The 15,336-nt window shown below is 57.5% G+C and carries 11 protein-coding genes; 8 read left to right on the forward strand and 3 right to left on the reverse strand.

Annotated elements, in window-relative coordinates; genetic code table 11:
- Nucleotides 1-320: 320 nt before the first annotated feature.
- Nucleotides 321-1,727: a glutamate--ammonia ligase gene (gene glnA, locus GHN86_RS09205; protein WP_003438610.1), complete on the reverse strand. Its 1,407-nt coding sequence runs from the start codon at nucleotides 1,725-1,727 to the stop codon at nucleotides 321-323.
- A gap of 321 nt (nucleotides 1,728-2,048) precedes the next feature.
- Here glnA and thiI point away from each other — a divergent pair, with 321 nt between their 5' ends.
- Complete coding sequence (gene thiI / locus GHN86_RS09210; protein WP_122785260.1) at nucleotides 2,049-3,503, forward strand: tRNA uracil 4-sulfurtransferase ThiI; 1,455 nt, start codon at nucleotides 2,049-2,051, stop codon at nucleotides 3,501-3,503.
- Nucleotides 3,504-3,642: 139 nt separating this feature from the next.
- The gene (gene typA, locus GHN86_RS09215) at nucleotides 3,643-5,463 is read left to right on the forward strand and encodes a translational GTPase TypA (protein ID WP_323369232.1); all 1,821 of its coding nucleotides are present in this window, start codon (nucleotides 3,643-3,645) and stop codon (nucleotides 5,461-5,463) included.
- 170 nt (nucleotides 5,464-5,633) lie between these two features.
- On the opposite strand, the gene GHN86_RS09220 is transcribed toward typA, so the two are convergent.
- Nucleotides 5,634-6,068, reverse strand: coding sequence for a YkgJ family cysteine cluster protein (locus tag GHN86_RS09220; protein WP_153378126.1), 435 nt, complete (start codon nucleotides 6,066-6,068; stop codon nucleotides 5,634-5,636).
- Between the two features lie 270 nt (nucleotides 6,069-6,338).
- Here GHN86_RS09220 and GHN86_RS09225 point away from each other — a divergent pair, with 270 nt between their 5' ends.
- The 4 genes from GHN86_RS09225 to GHN86_RS09240 all read left to right on the forward strand — a co-directional run bounded on the left by GHN86_RS09225 (nucleotide 6,339) and on the right by GHN86_RS09240 (nucleotide 11,037).
- A complete protein-coding gene (locus GHN86_RS09225; protein ID WP_153378125.1) occupies nucleotides 6,339-8,786 on the forward strand; it encodes a glycogen/starch/alpha-glucan phosphorylase in 2,448 nt (815 codons plus the stop codon).
- A 124-nt stretch (nucleotides 8,787-8,910) separates the two neighbouring features.
- On the forward strand, nucleotides 8,911-9,921 hold the full coding sequence (locus tag GHN86_RS09230; protein WP_153378124.1) for a class 1 fructose-bisphosphatase: 1,011 nt from the start codon (nucleotides 8,911-8,913) through the stop codon (nucleotides 9,919-9,921).
- A gap of 270 nt (nucleotides 9,922-10,191) precedes the next feature.
- Nucleotides 10,192-10,446 carry an outer membrane protein assembly factor BamE domain-containing protein gene (gene bamE / locus GHN86_RS09235; protein ID WP_153378123.1) on the forward strand — a complete coding sequence of 85 codons (255 nt, stop codon included), beginning with the start codon at nucleotides 10,192-10,194 and terminating at the stop codon, nucleotides 10,444-10,446.
- Nucleotides 10,447-10,467: 21 nt separating this feature from the next.
- On the forward strand, nucleotides 10,468-11,037 hold the full coding sequence (locus tag GHN86_RS09240; RefSeq protein ID WP_153386462.1) for a lipocalin family protein: 570 nt from the start codon (nucleotides 10,468-10,470) through the stop codon (nucleotides 11,035-11,037).
- Nucleotides 11,038-11,083: 46 nt separating this feature from the next.
- Here GHN86_RS09240 and GHN86_RS09245 read toward each other — a convergent pair whose 3' ends face one another.
- On the reverse strand, nucleotides 11,084-12,472 hold the full coding sequence (locus GHN86_RS09245) for an inorganic triphosphatase (protein ID WP_153378121.1): 1,389 nt from the start codon (nucleotides 12,470-12,472) through the stop codon (nucleotides 11,084-11,086).
- A 156-nt stretch (nucleotides 12,473-12,628) separates the two neighbouring features.
- Between GHN86_RS09245 and argE the strand changes: the two genes are divergently transcribed.
- Nucleotides 12,629-13,780 carry an acetylornithine deacetylase gene (gene argE / locus GHN86_RS09250; RefSeq protein ID WP_153378120.1) on the forward strand — a complete coding sequence of 384 codons (1,152 nt, stop codon included), beginning with the start codon at nucleotides 12,629-12,631 and terminating at the stop codon, nucleotides 13,778-13,780.
- A gap of 136 nt (nucleotides 13,781-13,916) precedes the next feature.
- Nucleotides 13,917-15,215, forward strand: coding sequence for an amino-acid N-acetyltransferase (gene argA, locus GHN86_RS09255; RefSeq protein WP_153378119.1), 1,299 nt, complete (start codon nucleotides 13,917-13,919; stop codon nucleotides 15,213-15,215).
- The last annotated feature ends 121 nt before the right edge of the window (nucleotides 15,216-15,336 follow it).

Below are 15,336 nucleotides of genomic sequence, written 5' to 3' on the forward strand. Positions count from 1 at the left end.
TCCCGGATTGCTTGCGCGGGTTACACGCTGAGACAAAGAAAATGCAAAAACCAAACCAAGGCTCTTAAAAGAAGCGTTAATCGCCTGAATTCAGCACTTGGAGCCCATAAAGGTGGCGTAATGACAGCTTTATGGCGCCGCTTCGACCCAATGTGGGATGCGAATTGAATTTTTCAGGTATTGATGCACCAATATAGTGCATGTTTGAAGTTGGGTTCAGCTTGCCTTGCAAATTCATCCGCGCGACGAAATCCGCCCATAAAAAAACCTCCCGAAGGAGGTTTTTTTAATTCACGCCGGTTTAGCCCGGAGTGTCTGGATTAGCAGCTGTAGTACAGCTCGTATTCCAGTGGGTGTACGAAGGTACGTACTTTGATTTCTTCTTCGCTTTTCAGGGCGATGTAAGCGTCGATGAAGTCGTCGCTGAATACGCCGCCTTTGGTCAGGAACGCACGGCCCTTGTCCAGTTCTTCCAGCGCTTCTTTCAGGCTGCCACACACTTGCGGGATCTCTTTCGCCTCTTCAGGCGGCAGGTCGTACAAGTTTTTGTCAGCGGCGTCGCCAGGGTGAATCTTGTTCTGAATACCGTCCAGACCGGCCATCATCAGTGCCGCGAAGCACAGGTATGGGTTAGCTGCCGGGTCCGGGAAGCGTGCTTCGATACGGCGAGCTTTAGGGCTGGACACGTAAGGAATACGGATCGACGCGGAACGGTTACGGGCCGAGTAGGCCAGCATGACCGGCGCTTCGAAGCCTGGCACCAGACGCTTGTAGGAGTTGGTGGCCGGGTTGGTGAAACCGTTCAGGGCTTTACCGTGCTTGATGATGCCGCCGATGAAGTACAGAGCGGTGTCGGACAGACCGGCATAACCTTCGCCAGCGAAGGTGTTCTTGCCATCTTTGGAGATGGACATGTGAACGTGCATACCCGAACCGTTATCGCCGTACAGAGGCTTGGGCATGAAGGTAGCGGTACGGCCGTAAGCGTCTGCAACGTTGTGTACGCAGTACTTCAAGGTCTGAACTTCGTCAGCCTTTTTCACCAGTGTGTTGAACTGCACGCCAATTTCGTTCTGGCCAGCGGTTGCCACTTCGTGGTGGTGAACTTCAATAACCAGACCCATTTCTTCCATGGCGTTGCACATGGAGGTACGGATTTCGTGGTCATGGTCGAATGGCGGAACCGGGAAGTAGCCACCTTTGATGCCTGGACGGTGGCCGCGGTTGCCGCCTTCCACGTCCTGGTCGGACATCCACGAACCTTGTTCAGAGTAGATTTTGAACATGGAGCCGGAAATGTCGGACTTGAATTTCACTTCGTCGAAGATGAAGAACTCTGGCTCCGGGCCTACGAACACGGTGTCACCGATACCGGTGGACTTCAGGTATTCCTCGGCACGGGTCGCAATGGCGCGTGGGTCGCGGTCATAGCCTTGCATGGTCGACGGTTCGATGATGTCGCACACCAGGATCAGCGTAGGCTGTTCGGTGAACGGGTCCAGAACAGCCGTGCTGTCGTCTGGCAGCAGGATCATGTCGGACGCTTCGATGCCTTTCCAGCCAGCAATGGAGGAGCCGTCGAACATTTTGCCGTCGGTGAAGAAGTTTTCATCCAGCGCATCACGGGCCGGCATGGTCACGTGGTGCTGAGTGCCTTTGGTGTCAGTGAAGCGCAGATCAATCCACTTGACGTCATGATCTTTGATGAGTTGAACCGACTTCGACATAGTGTCCTCCGGGTGGCTTAGGGCTGGTGGTTACGTGCCCTTAATAAGTGGTTGATGCCGGCGCGAATACTCTGCCAAGGCAACCTGCCTCACAAGGGAGCAAATTGCATGCCAGTGCCCCGACTTGCCCCAATCTCAGGCAACTAGCGACGTAGACTACCGATAAGCACCCTTAATCGCACTTAAATGAAGCGATTAAGACCATAAATGCTCTGTTTTGGTGCGACCAAAACCGTTTGTACGATAACTGGTTAAACCTTGAGCAATTTCCGCTATAATCCGCGCCCCCCTTTTTTGGTAGGCTGCTCGCGCGCTGTTTTCATGAAACTAATCGTTAAAGTCTTCCCCGAAATCACTATCAAGAGCCGTCCGGTTCGGATGCGTTTCGTCCGTCAATTGGCCAAAAACATCCGTGCTGTGCTCCGCGATCTGGACCCGGCCGTGGTGGTGACAGGTGTGTGGGACAACATCGAGCTGCAAACGCGCGTTACTGACCCCAAAGCCTTGAAGGAGATGACCGAGCGCCTGAGCTGCATGCCCGGCATCGCGCATTTTCTGCAAGTCGACGAGTACCCGTTGGGTGACTTCGACGACGTCGTTGAAAAGTGCAAATTGCACTTTGGCGATGCGTTGGCGGGCAAGATTTTTTCAGTGCGCTGCAAGCGTGCCGGCAAGCACCCGTTTACCTCGATGGAAATCGAAAAATACGTCGGCAGCAAGCTGCGACGTGAGTGCGGTGCGGCCGGAATCGACCTGAAAAAGCCGGAAATCGAAGTCCGCTTCGAAATTCGCGACCAACGGTTGTTTGTGATTCACAGCCAACACGACAGCATTGGCGGCTTCCCGCTGGGCTCGCTGGATCAGACCCTGGTCTTGATGTCCGGCGGCTTCGATTCTACCGTGGCGGCTTACCAGGTCATGCGCCGCGGCCTGATGAGCCACTTCTGCTTCTTCAACCTCGGCGGGCGCGCCCATGAGCTGGGCGTGATGGAAGTCGCGCACTATATCTGGAAGAAGTACGGCAGCTCCCAGCGTGTGCTGTTTGTCAGCGTTCCGTTTGAAGAAGTGTTGGGCGAAATTCTCGGCAAAGTCGATAACAGTCATATGGGCGTCATTTTGAAGCGTATGATGTTGCGCGCTGCCACCCGTATCGCTGAACGACTGGAAATCGAAGTACTGGTCACCGGCGAAGCCATTTCTCAGGTGTCGAGCCAGACGCTGCCCAACTTGTCGCTGATTGACTCGGCTACTGACAAGCTGGTGTTGCGTCCGCTGATCGTCAGCCACAAGCAAGACATCATTGATCAGGCAGAAGCCATCGGCACGGCCGACTTCGCCAAGCACATGCCTGAATATTGCGGGGTGATTTCGGTCAACCCCAAGACCCACGCCAAGCGCAACCGCGTGGAGTATGAAGAACAACAGTTTGATATGGCCGTGCTTGAGCGTGCGCTTGAGCGGGCCAAACTGGTGCCGATTGATCGGGTAATCGATGAATTGGGCCAGGACTTGCAAGTCGAAGAAGTCAGCGAAGTGCTGGCGGGCCAGATCGTGATCGACATCCGTCACCCGGATGATCAGGAAGATCGACCGCTGGAACTGGCTGGCATCGAAGTACAAGCGTTGCCGTTCTATGCTTTGAACAGCCGCTTCAAGGAACTGGATGACACCCGTCAGTACCTGTTGTATTGCGACAAAGGCGTGATGAGTCGCCTGCATGCTCACCATTTGCTCAGTGAGGGACATGCCAATGTGCGCGTTTATCGACCGAGCTAAGAGCCCGGGGCTGTATGCCTGTGGCCTGCGTCACCGGCCCCCCGACGCCGCCGTCAAGCTGTAACGGCTTTGCCGGACTCTACTGTTAATCGCTGCCACGACCTGTCAGCACACCGAATCCTCTGATCGAGATACACAAGTGATCGAAAATCTACGTAACATCGCCATCATTGCTCACGTTGACCACGGTAAAACCACCCTGGTAGACAAACTCTTGCGTCAATCCGGCACTCTGGAGCGCGGCGAGCTTAACGACGAACGCGTGATGGACTCCAACGACCAGGAGAAAGAGCGCGGTATTACCATTCTGGCGAAAAACACCGCCATCAACTGGAACGGCTACCACATCAACATCGTGGATACCCCGGGCCACGCCGACTTCGGCGGTGAAGTAGAACGCGTAATGTCGATGGTTGACTCCGTTCTGCTGCTGGTTGACGCTCAAGACGGCCCTATGCCGCAAACCCGTTTCGTGACCAAAAAGGCCTTCGAAGCCGGCCTGCGTCCAATCGTGGTCATCAACAAGGTTGACCGTCCAGGCGCGCGTCCGGACTGGGTTCTGGATCAAATCTTCGACCTGTTCGACAACCTGGGTGCTACCGAAGAACAGCTGGACTTCAAAGTGGTTTACGCCTCTGCCCTGAACGGTATTGCTGGTCTTGACCACACCGACATGGCTGAAGACATGACCCCGCTGTACCAGTCGATCGTCGACAACGTACCAGCACCTGCTGTTGACCGTGACGGTCCGTTCCAGATGCAAATCTCGGCACTGGACTACAACAGCTTCCTGGGCATTATCGGTGTTGGCCGTATCGCTCGTGGTCGCGTCAAGCCGAACACCCCGGTTGTTGCTATCGACGCTGACGGCAAGCGCCGTAACGGTCGTATCCTGAAGCTGATGGGTCACCACGGTCTGCACCGTGTAGACGTTGAAGAAGCAGCTGCTGGCGACATCGTTTGCATCAGCGGTATGGATTCGCTGTTCATCTCCGACACCCTGTGTGATCCGATGAACGTTGAAGCGATGAAGCCGTTGACCGTTGACGAGCCAACCGTTTCCATGACGTTCCAGGTAAACGACTCGCCTTTCTGCGGTAAAGAAGGCAAGTTCGTGACGTCCCGTAACATCAAGGAACGTCTGGACAAAGAGCTGCTGTACAACGTTGCACTGCGCGTTGAAGAAGGCGACTCGGCTGACAAGTTCAAAGTATCGGGCCGTGGCGAGCTGCACTTGTCCGTACTGATCGAAACCATGCGTCGTGAAGGCTTCGAAATGGGCGTTGGTCGTCCAGAAGTAATCATCCGTCTGGTTGATGGCGTTAAGCACGAACCGTTCGAAAACGTCACCATCGACACCCCTGAAGAATCTCAGGGCAAGGTGATGGAAGAAATGGGTCTGCGTAAAGGCGACCTGACCAACATGGTGCCGGATGGTAAAGGCCGTGTTCGTCTGGAATACAACATCCCTGCTCGTGGTCTGATCGGTTTCCGTAACCAGTTCCTGACCCTGACCAACGGTGCTGGCATCCTGACCTCGATCTTCGATCGCTACGACACCATGAAGTCGGGCCACATGTCCGGCCGTCAGAACGGTGTTCTGGTATCGGTTGAGACAGGCAAGGCGCTGACCTACTCCCTGGAAACTCTGCAGGCGCGTGGCAAGCTGTTCGTTGAGCACGGTCAAGAGATCTACAACGGTCAGATCGTTGGTCTGAACAGCCGTGACACCGACATGGGCGTTAACCCTACCAAGGGCAAGAAGCTCGACAACATGCGTGCTTCGGGTAAAGACGAAACCATCGCTCTGGTTCCACCTGTGAAGTTCACACTGGAACAAGCTCTGGAATTCATCCAGGACGACGAGCTGTGTGAAGTGACTCCTAAGTCCATCCGTCTTCGTAAGAAGATCCTGGACGAAGGCGAGCGTACCCGCGCTGCTAAAAAAGCCAAAAACTAAGTTAATTAGTTAGCGGTCATAAAAAACGCCCCCGGCCTTGCGGTCGGGGGCGTTTTTTTGTGTCTGGGATTTGTGTGAAGGCGGCCCCTCACGGGTGTTGCGCAGATCTGTTTTTTGCTTTTAGTCCCCTCTCCCTCTGGGAGAGGGCTAGGGTGAGGGTGCTTTTGTGCTTAAAAATCCATCAGCTTGACGCTGCTGTTCTTGCGCTCAACCGCTTTGGGGATATACGCGCAATAGCCGGGGCGCGGGCCAATTCGCGGGTGATTGCGGCAGGTGTCCGGGCGCGTTTCATAAATCGTGCACATACGCGACTTACGATCCAGATACAGGCAATCGTTATTGCTCATGCGCTGCAGGGTGAAAATCCCCGACTTCTGGTTGAAGCGCTCAACGATGCCGTCTTTCTGCAAGCGCTTGGCGATGTTCTTCGGCGGGTCGCCCAGCTCGAACTCATCGACCAGGCCAATGCGGATCAGGTCTTTGATCTTGACCTCGACCGGCAGCGTGCAGCAGCTGGAAATGCAGGAACCGCACATGGGCGCAGAGTATTTGGCCCAGGTATCGAGACGGTCGATTTCCGCGGCGGCGATCAGGTTGGACTTCATCGGACTTAGTATTCCAGCGTGCATCAGGGCGCGCGATCATACCGGGGTTGGCGAACGAGTGAACAACCATTTGCCGGTTTTTTGTACACGACCCTGTTTTAAAGCAGGGCGCCGAGCCTGTGCATGGTTTTGGGGCATCAAAGGGCGTATCCGCTCATTTTTATGAAACCCGTCAAAAAAGCCCGAATCAAAGTCCTTGGTCCTTGTCGAACCGTCTAGGCTGATTCCATTCGTTCTTCAAATCGCTCCATCTCGATTGAGGTTGTATCGATGTCCCAGGAACCGCTTGTTAGTGACGATCAAGTAGCGGCGTTTCGTAACGCTGTGATCACCAAATTGACCTACGCGGTGGGAAAAGACCCGGAACACGCGTTTGACCACGACTGGTTTGAAGCGGTCGCCCTGGCCGCGCGCGACCATATGGTCGAGCACTGGATGGACAACACCCGGCAGATTTATCGCAAAGACCAAAAGCGCGTGTACTACCTCTCGCTGGAATTTCTGATCGGGCGCTTGCTCTACGACAGCCTCAGCAACCTCGGCCTGCTGGAGATCGCGCGTGAGGCCATGAGCGAGTTGGGCGTCGATCTGGAACGTATTCGCCTGCTGGAGCCGGATGCGGCGCTGGGTAACGGCGGCCTCGGGCGTCTGGCGGCGTGCTTTATGGAAAGTATGTCGACCCTGGGCGTGGCTGCACACGGCTATGGCATTCGCTATGAGCACGGGCTCTTTCGCCAAAGCATTGTCGACGGTTGGCAGCAAGAGCAAACCGAGAACTGGCTCGACTTCGGCAACCCTTGGGAGTTTGAACGCGCCGAAGTGCTGTACTCCATCGGCTTCGGCGGTTCGGTGGAATCCAAAGAAGACGAGCAAGGCCAGTTGCGGCAAATCTGGTGGCCCGGCGAAACCGTGCGCGCCATCGCCTATGACACCCCTGTGGTGGGCTGGCGTGGAGCCAGCGTCAACACCTTGCGCTTGTGGCGGGCGAGGGCGCTGCACGACCTGAATCTGGGACGCTTCAATGCCGGAGACCATTTGGGCGCGGTGGCAGAAGTGGTGCGCGCCGAGAGCATCTCCCGCGTTCTGTACCCGGCGGACAGCAACGAAGCGGGGCAAGAGCTGCGCTTGCGTCAGGAATACTTCTTTGTTTCGGCTTCACTACAGGACTTGCTGCGCCGCCATTTGCACGCGCACGTGAACCTGTTGAACCTGGCCGATCACGTGTCCATCCAACTCAATGACACGCATCCCTCAATCGCTGTGGCCGAGTTGATGCGCATCCTGGTCGATGAGCACGGCATGACGTGGGCCGTCGCGTGGCAAATCACCGTCGATACCCTGTCTTACACCAACCACACCTTGCTGCCGGAGGCGCTGGAAACCTGGCCGGTGGCGTTGATGGAGCGCCTATTGCCGCGGCATATGCAGATCATCTACTTGATCAACGGCTATCACATTGATTCGCTGCGTGAGAAAGGTGTGCATGATTTTGACGTGCTGCGTGCCGTGTCGTTGATCGAGGAAGATCACGGCCGCCGGGTGCGCATGGGTAATCTGGCGTTTCTCGGTTGCCATAGCGTCAACGGGGTGTCCGGGCTGCACACCCAACTGATGCGCAGCACCGTGTTCGCCGAGATGCACAAGCTGTATCCCGACCGGATCAACAACAAGACCAATGGGGTGACGTTCCGCCGCTGGCTGTTCCAGGCTAATCCGCCGCTGACCGCCATGCTGGTCGATGCGTTAGGCGCGGATGTGCTGGATGAAACCGAGCACAAACTGATCAAGCTGGAACCTTTCGCCGAACGTGCAGACTTCCGCAAAAAATTCGCCGAGCAGCGCCTGCAAAATAAATGCACCTTGGCGGCGCTGATTTATGAGCGTTTGGGCGTCGTGGTCAACCCTGAAGCGATGTTCGATGTGCAGGTCAAACGCATCCACGAGTACAAACGCCAGTTGCTCAATTTGCTGCACACCGTGGCCCTGTATCAGGCGATTCGTGCCGAGCCGGGCAATCACTGGGTGCCCCGGGTGAAAATTTTTGCGGGCAAGGCGGCAGCCAGCTACGACCAGGCCAAACTCATCATCAAGCTGGCCAACGACATCGCCCGTACCGTTAATAACGACCCGACGGTGCGTGGATTGCTCAAAGTCGTATTTATCCCCAACTACAACGTCAGCCTGGCCGAGAACATCATCCCGGCGGCGGACTTGTCCGAGCAGATCTCCACCGCAGGTTTCGAAGCATCGGGCACCAGCAACATGAAGTTTGGCCTTAACGGCGCGTTGACCATCGGCACAATGGATGGCGCCAACGTGGAAATGTGTGAACGGGTAGGGGCCGAAAACATGTTCATCTTCGGCCTCAGTTCGCAACAGGTTGAAGCGCGCCAACGCAGCGGTGACTTTAATGCGGCGCCGGATGTTGCCGCCTCGCACCGGCTCAATGATGTGTTGCAGGCGATCCGCAGCGGCGTGTTTTCCCATGATGACCCGGCGCGCTACACGGCCATGATTGATTCATTGATCAACTATGACCGCTTTTTGGTCTGCGCTGACTTCGACTCCTATTGGGCGGCGCAGATGCGCGTCGAACACCTGTGGCATGACAAGGATGCCTGGTGGCGCACGTCAGTGCTGAACACCGCGCGCATGGGCTGGTTCTCCTCGGACCGCACCATTCGCGAATACGCCACCGAAATCTGGAAAGCGCTGTAAGTGGGGGATTTCACCCTTCAACTGAACCCGTTCGGTCAGTTCTGAGTCTGATTAGAAGATTTGCACGGCAACTCGCGTTAAACTGCGCGGGTTTTCGCCCCCTCCCCCTAGTTCGGAGCCTTACATGTCCCGCGTTACCCTGAGTCGCTATCTGATCGAGCAGACCCGCAGCAACAACACCCCTGCTGATTTGCGTTTCCTCATCGAAGTGGTGGCGCGTGCTTGCAAAGAGATCAGCCACGCCGTGTCCAAAGGCGCCCTGGGTGGTGTTTTGGGCAGCATGGGCACTGAAAACGTACAAGGTGAAGTGCAGAAAAAACTCGACGTGATTTCCAACGAAATCCTGCTCGAAGCCAACGAATGGGGCGGTCACCTGGCCGGCATGGCGTCCGAAGAAATGGACAATGCCTACCAGATCCCGGGCAAATACCCGAAAGGCGCCTACCTGCTGGTGTTCGACCCACTGGACGGTTCGTCCAACATCGACATCAACGCACCGGTTGGCACCATCTTTTCGGTACTGCGTTGCCCGAACGAATACCTGAGCCAGAACGAAGCGCTGAATGAAAAAGCCTTCCTGCAGCCGGGTACCGAGCAAGTGGCTGCCGGTTACGCCATCTACGGCCCTCAGACCATGCTGGTACTGACCTTGGGCGACGGTGTCAAAGGCTTCACCCTGGACCGTGAAATGGGCAGCTTCGTCCTGACCCACGAAGACATCACCATCCCTGAAAGCACCCAGGAATTCGCCATCAACATGTCCAACCAGCGTCACTGGGAAGCCCCGGTACAGCGCTACGTTGACGAGCTGCTGGCAGGCGAGGAAGGCCCGTTGAAGAAGAACTTCAACATGCGCTGGGTCGCGGCCATGGTGGCCGATGTTCACCGCATCCTGACCCGTGGCGGCTTGTTCATGTACCCACGTGACAGCCGTGAGCCTTCCAAGCCGGGCAAACTGCGCCTGATGTACGAAGCCAATCCGATGTCGTTCCTGGTTGAGCAAGCAGGCGGCGCATCCACCGACGGCCATCAGCGCATTCTCGACATCCAGCCAGAAGGCCTGCACCAGCGCGTAGCGGTGTACCTGGGCTCGAAAGAAGAAGTGGCGCGCATCACCGCTTACCACAAAGCGTAAGTTGTACCCGTCCTCGTAGCAGCTGCCGAAGGCTGCGATCGGGGGCGAAGCCGCCGCAAAATCAGCAATCGCGGTCTATCTGGTAGACCGCGATTTTAGCCTTTACGATCCCTACGCGATCGGACGCAGCCTTCGGCAGCTGCTACGAAATTCACTTGCCTCTACCCCCGCCAAAACAAATCCTTCCCCCCTGCGGGAACCCCTTCGCGTTTATCTCTTCTAAGCTTGCAGCAGGCAGCGATGCCGACTTTCTTTCTCAGGAGCTTTTCCATGAAGTTGCGTTCTTTGGCATTGTTGTCGTTCTGTGTGTTGTTAGCGGCCTGCAGCAAGGTCAATCAAGAGAACTACTCCAAACTTTCGGCAGGTATGACCAAGGCGCAAGTGGAGCAATTGCTGGGTTCGCCCACTGAATGTTCAGGCGCGCTGGGCATGTCGAGCTGCACATGGGGCGATCAAAAAGCCTTTATCAGCGTGCAATACGCAGGCGATAAAGTGCTGATTTTCTCGGGCCAGGGTTTGAAGTAAGACTGATCAGGAGCGATTGCGATGAAACGTCTATTAGCCAGCCTTGCGGCTGCATTGGTGTTGGCAGGGTGTTCTACGTCGAGCAATGACTCAATGGCACCTAGAACGGTCGATAACGTCGACCTCAAACGCTATCAGGGCACGTGGTATGAACAGGCACGATTGCCGATGTTCTTCCAGCGTAACTGCGCCCAGTCCGAAGCCCATTACAGCTTGAAACCCGATGGCAACGTCGCGGTGCTCAACCGTTGCTTGACCGCAGAGGGTGAGTGGCAGGAAGCCAAAGGCACAGCGACCCCGCAAGTACCGGGTAAAACCGACAAATTGTGGGTCGAGTTTGATAACTGGGTGTCGACCTTGTTGCCCGGCGTGACCAAGGACGATTACTGGGTCTTGTATCTCGGCGACAACTACAGCACGGCGTTGGTGGGCAACCCTGACCGTAAATACCTGTGGTTATTGTCGCGCAAGCCGCAGATCGACCAGCAAACCCGCGATGAATTGCTCAGCAAGGCTCAGCAGCAGGGTTATGACACCACACGTTTGATCTGGCGCACGCCAGATGCGGACATGCCAAAAGGTACGAAGTAAGGCTTATGTGCCCCTCAGCGAGCGCTGAGGGGCACAGGTTTGACGCTTAACCGCGCAGCAGGGTCTTCCATGCGCGGTTCTGGTACACGGCGATCGCTTGTTGCTTGCGCGCATTGAGCAATTCGTCATTGTGCTCAGCGTCTTCGGAAATCGGCATATTGGCCAACTCCTGCAACTTGTTCATCTCACCGTACAAACGGTCCAGCTCCGGAATTTCCAGCACGTTACGCGCCAGACGCAACCAGGCCTGAATGCGCTCGATGCGCGGCAATTGCTCGGCCAGGTCTTCGGGTTGCTGCTGGTAGCGATTCAAGCGCAAAGCGATGGCTTCGTCCGACAGCAAACGTGGCAGCCAGCTGGCCAGTTGAGCGGCGCCCTGACGGTTGCCACGGGTGGTGCCGCGATCAACGGTCCAGCTGCGTTCCATCAACCAACGCGAAGTGTTCAGAGAGAACTGGCCCCAGCGTGGGTCTTCCAGTTCTTCCAGGAACTGTTCAGGCGCGGCTTTACGCACGTCTTCATCGTCCTGACCGATTTGCACCAGCGGGCGCCAGTCTTCGAGCAACGCGTCCAGCGCAGCACGCAAGGCGCTGGTGGATTGGCGTGGTGCCGCCTGACCGAGGCTGCTGACCAGCGCACGCAGGTCGATCAGTTGCTGTACCCAGTCTTGCAGCAAGCGCCAGTGGCCATTGAAGCGGTACTGCTCGGCCAGCCGCTGGCTGTTGCCCAGCAAGTGCCAGGCCAGCGCGGCGAAGGCGTCGTCCAGCGGTGTTTCAGGGGTCAGCTCGGGAGCGGGCAGGGTGACTGAGTAGCTGTTGGCGTCGAACAGGCGGTAGCCACGTTCAGCCTTGCTGATGTCACACGGCATCAGCGCCAGCTTCTCGGCCAGCTCGGCGGCCAGTTCCAGCAGAGCAGACGGCTCGCCTTCACGCAGTTCAAGTTCCAGCTCGCAGATTTCTTCTTTCTGCTTGCCGGCAATCACGTGGCCCAGATCCAGTGCGGCTTCAATCACAACTTTGGCCTTGCCGCGGCCCCAGGAAATTTCCGCGCGCTCGCGGACAAAATCGGTGGTGAAGATCGGCTTCAGGGTTTTCTTGTCCAGCTCGGCCAATTCCTCGGGCCAGCATTCGCCGTCGAGCAATTTGGTGTCGAGCTTGGCTTTGGCCAGTTTCCAGTCGTATTCGTTACGCTGCGACAGACCGGCAACGCTTTGGCCGCGGGTCTTGAGGGTTTGAATCACCTCGTCGCCATCGCGGCGCAGACGCAGGGCAACCTTGGCCTTGGCCAGATCGCGCTCAGGCGTGTCGAAGTACTGATTGAGCAACTCACGGCTTTCCCAGCCACTTTTGTTGCGCTTTTTCAGCAGAGGGTGCTCACGCAAGGCGGCGAGGGTTTCGCGGCTTACGCGCAGTTTGATTTCGGTTTCTTTGTGCATGGCCGGAAAATCCAGAAGCGGTGTGCAGCCGGGGAAAGAGTGGCTGCCAAGGCCGTGCAGTGTACAGGACTCGCCGAAGCTATGCCCCGCATGGGTTTATTCTGCGGCGCAGATGGCTCTATGATGGGCCTCGCCCAGCCAACAGGAAGTCAGCGCATGCCTTTACCTTCCCTCAAAGAGCAGTTCGCTGCCTTGATCGGCACGCCGTCGGTCAGTTGCACCCAGCCTCATCTGGATCAATCCAACCGCGCCGTGATCGACTTGCTGGCCACCTGGCTGGGGGATTTGGGCTTCAGCTGTGACATCCAACAGGTCAGCCCCGGCAAATTCAACCTGCTGGCCAGCTTTGGCAGCGGCCCCGGCGGGCTGGTGCTGGCGGGGCACAGCGACACCGTGCCGTATGACGAAGCGCTGTGGCAGACCGATCCGCTCAAGCTGACCGAAGTCGATAACCGCTGGGTCGGTCTGGGCAGTTGCGACATGAAAGGCTTTTTCGCATTGATCATCGAGGCCGTCCGCCCGTTGCTTGATCAGCCGTTCAAACAACCCCTGCTGATTCTGGCCACGTGCGATGAAGAAACCTCGATGGCCGGTGCGCGAGCGTTGGCGCAAGCGGGTCGCCCGCTGGGCCGGGCGGCGGTGATTGGCGAGCCTACGGGCCTCAAACCGATCCGCATGCACAAAGGCGTGATGATGGAGCGCATCGACATACTGGGGCGCAGCGGTCACTCCTCCGACCCCAGTCTTGGTCACAGCGCGCTGGACGCCATGCACGATGCGATGAGCGAACTCAAGGCCCTGCGCCAGCAATGGCTGGGCGAGTACCGCAACCCGCAATTCAGCGTGCCACAGCCGACCTTGAACTTCGGCTGCATCCACGGCGGCGACAACCCCAACCGCATTTGCGGCCAGTGCTCGCTGGAATTCGACCTGCGACCTTTGCCGGGGATGGACCCCGACGCGCTGCGTGCGATCATTCGCAGCAAGCTTGAACCCTTGGCCGAACGCCATCAGGTAAACATCGATTTCGCCCCTATTGCCGCGGGCGTGGCGCCGTTTGAACAGGCTGCCGACGCTGAGCTGGTTCGCGTGGCCGAACGCCTGACCGGCCATGTCGCGCAAGCAGTAGCGTTTGGCACCGAAGCGCCTTATCTTCAGCAGCTTGGCTGCGAGACCATCGTGCTGGGGCCGGGTGACATCACCTGCGCTCATCAACCGGGTGAACATCTGGAAATGTCACGTTTGCAGCCGACCGTGCGTCTACTGACACAGTTGATTGAACATTATTGCCTGACCCCGGCCCGGTAAATTGCCCGAGCCCCGCCCCGTACACACAAGGAGAGCACGCGTGTTGCCAACTTTGTTTCGACGATAACCATCAGCCCGTTGTGCGCGCGTTGTATTTGCCCTTTTTAGGCGGCTCTATTTTTAACAGGCTCTGGTTATGCACGATTACGTTAATTGGTTGCGTCACGCGTCTCCTTACATCAATGCCCACCGCGACTGCACCTTTGTCGTCATGCTCCCCGGCGACGGCGTGGCGCACCCCAACTTTGGCAACATCGTTCACGACCTGGTGCTGCTGCACAGTCTGGGCGTGCGACTGGTGCTGGTGCACGGTTCGCGTCCGCAAATCGAAAGCCGGCTGCAAGCCCGTGGTCTGGTGCCGCATTACCACGACGGCCTGCGCATCACCGATGCGCCGACCCTTGAGTGCGTGATCGACGCTGTGGGCCAGTTGCGCATTGCCATTGAAGCGCGGTTGTCGATGGACATGGCCTCCTCGCCGATGCAAGGCTCGCGCCTGCGGGTGGCCAGCGGCAATCTGGTCACGGCGCGGCCGATTGGCGTGCTCAATGGCGTGGACTATCACCACACCGGCGAAGTGCGCCGGGTTGACCGCAAGGGCATCAATCGCCTGCTGGATGAGCGTTCGATTGTATTGCTGTCGCCATTGGGCTACTCGCCCACGGGTGAGATTTTCAACCTGGCCTGCGAAGACGTCGCGACCCGTGCAGCGATTGATCTGGGCGCAGACAAACTGTTGTTGTTCGGTGCCGAGCCGGGCTTGCTCGACGAAGACGGGCGTCTGGTGCGCGAACTGCGGCCGCAACAAGTGCCCGCGCACATGAAGCGTCTGGGCAGCGATTATCAGGCTGAGTTGTTGGATGCAGCGGCGGAAGCTTGCCGGGGCGGTGTGCCGCGCAGCCATATCGTCAGCTACGCCGAAGATGGCGCGCTGCTGACCGAACTGTTCACCCGTAACGGCGGCGGTACGCTGGTGGCGCAGGAGCAGTTTGAAGTTACCCGCGAAGCGGCGATTGAAGACGTGGGTGGTTTGCTTGAACTCATCAGCCCGCTGGAAGAGCAGGGCATTCTGGTGCGCCGCTCGCGCGAAGTGCTGGAGCGCGAAATCGAGCAATTCAGCGTGGTGGAGCGTGAAGGCATGATCATCGCCTGTGCGGCGCTGTATCAGATTGCTGATTCGGACGCGGGGGAGTTGGCGTGTTTGGCGGTGAACCCGGAATACCGTCATGGTCGCCGGGGTGATGAACTGCTGGAGCGCATTGAAAGCCGTGCGCGGGCGCAGGGGTTGAAGACGCTGTTTGTACTGACGACGCGCACGGCGCACTGGTTCCGCGAGCGTGGTTTTGAGCCGAGTAGCGTAGAGCGTCTGCCGGCGGCGCGGGCTTCGCTTTATAACTACCAGCGTAATTCGAAGATCTTTGAAAAGGCGCTGTAAAGCGCCTGCGGCACCCTCACCCTAGCCCTCTCCCGGAGGGAGAGGGGACTAAAGTCAAAAGCAGATTTTCGCAACACCTCAGATCAGCCCCCTCTCCCTCTGGGAGAGGGTTGGGGTGAGG

The organism is Pseudomonas helleri (genome assembly GCF_009600315.1).
Classification (GTDB): Bacteria; Pseudomonadota; Gammaproteobacteria; order Pseudomonadales; family Pseudomonadaceae; genus Aquipseudomonas; species Aquipseudomonas helleri_A.

What these genes read in the sequence shown, in the direction of transcription:
- glnA (WP_003438610.1), bottom strand. Translation starts at nt 1,727, where the DNA reads ATGTCGAAGTCGGTTCAACTCATCAAAGATCATGACGTCAAGTGGATT.
- thiI (WP_122785260.1), top strand. Translation starts at nt 2,049, where the DNA reads ATGAAACTAATCGTTAAAGTCTTCCCCGAAATCACTATCAAGAGCCGT.
- GHN86_RS09220 (WP_153378126.1), bottom strand. Translation starts at nt 6,068, where the DNA reads ATGAAGTCCAACCTGATCGCCGCCGCGGAAATCGACCGTCTCGATACC.
- GHN86_RS09225 (WP_153378125.1), top strand. Translation starts at nt 6,339, where the DNA reads ATGTCCCAGGAACCGCTTGTTAGTGACGATCAAGTAGCGGCGTTTCGT.
- GHN86_RS09230 (WP_153378124.1), top strand. Translation starts at nt 8,911, where the DNA reads ATGTCCCGCGTTACCCTGAGTCGCTATCTGATCGAGCAGACCCGCAGC.
- bamE (WP_153378123.1), top strand. Translation starts at nt 10,192, where the DNA reads ATGAAGTTGCGTTCTTTGGCATTGTTGTCGTTCTGTGTGTTGTTAGCG.
- GHN86_RS09240 (WP_153386462.1), top strand. Translation starts at nt 10,468, where the DNA reads ATGAAACGTCTATTAGCCAGCCTTGCGGCTGCATTGGTGTTGGCAGGG.
- GHN86_RS09245 (WP_153378121.1), bottom strand. Translation starts at nt 12,472, where the DNA reads ATGCACAAAGAAACCGAAATCAAACTGCGCGTAAGCCGCGAAACCCTC.
- argE (WP_153378120.1), top strand. Translation starts at nt 12,629, where the DNA reads ATGCCTTTACCTTCCCTCAAAGAGCAGTTCGCTGCCTTGATCGGCACG.
- argA (WP_153378119.1), top strand. Translation starts at nt 13,917, where the DNA reads ATGCACGATTACGTTAATTGGTTGCGTCACGCGTCTCCTTACATCAAT.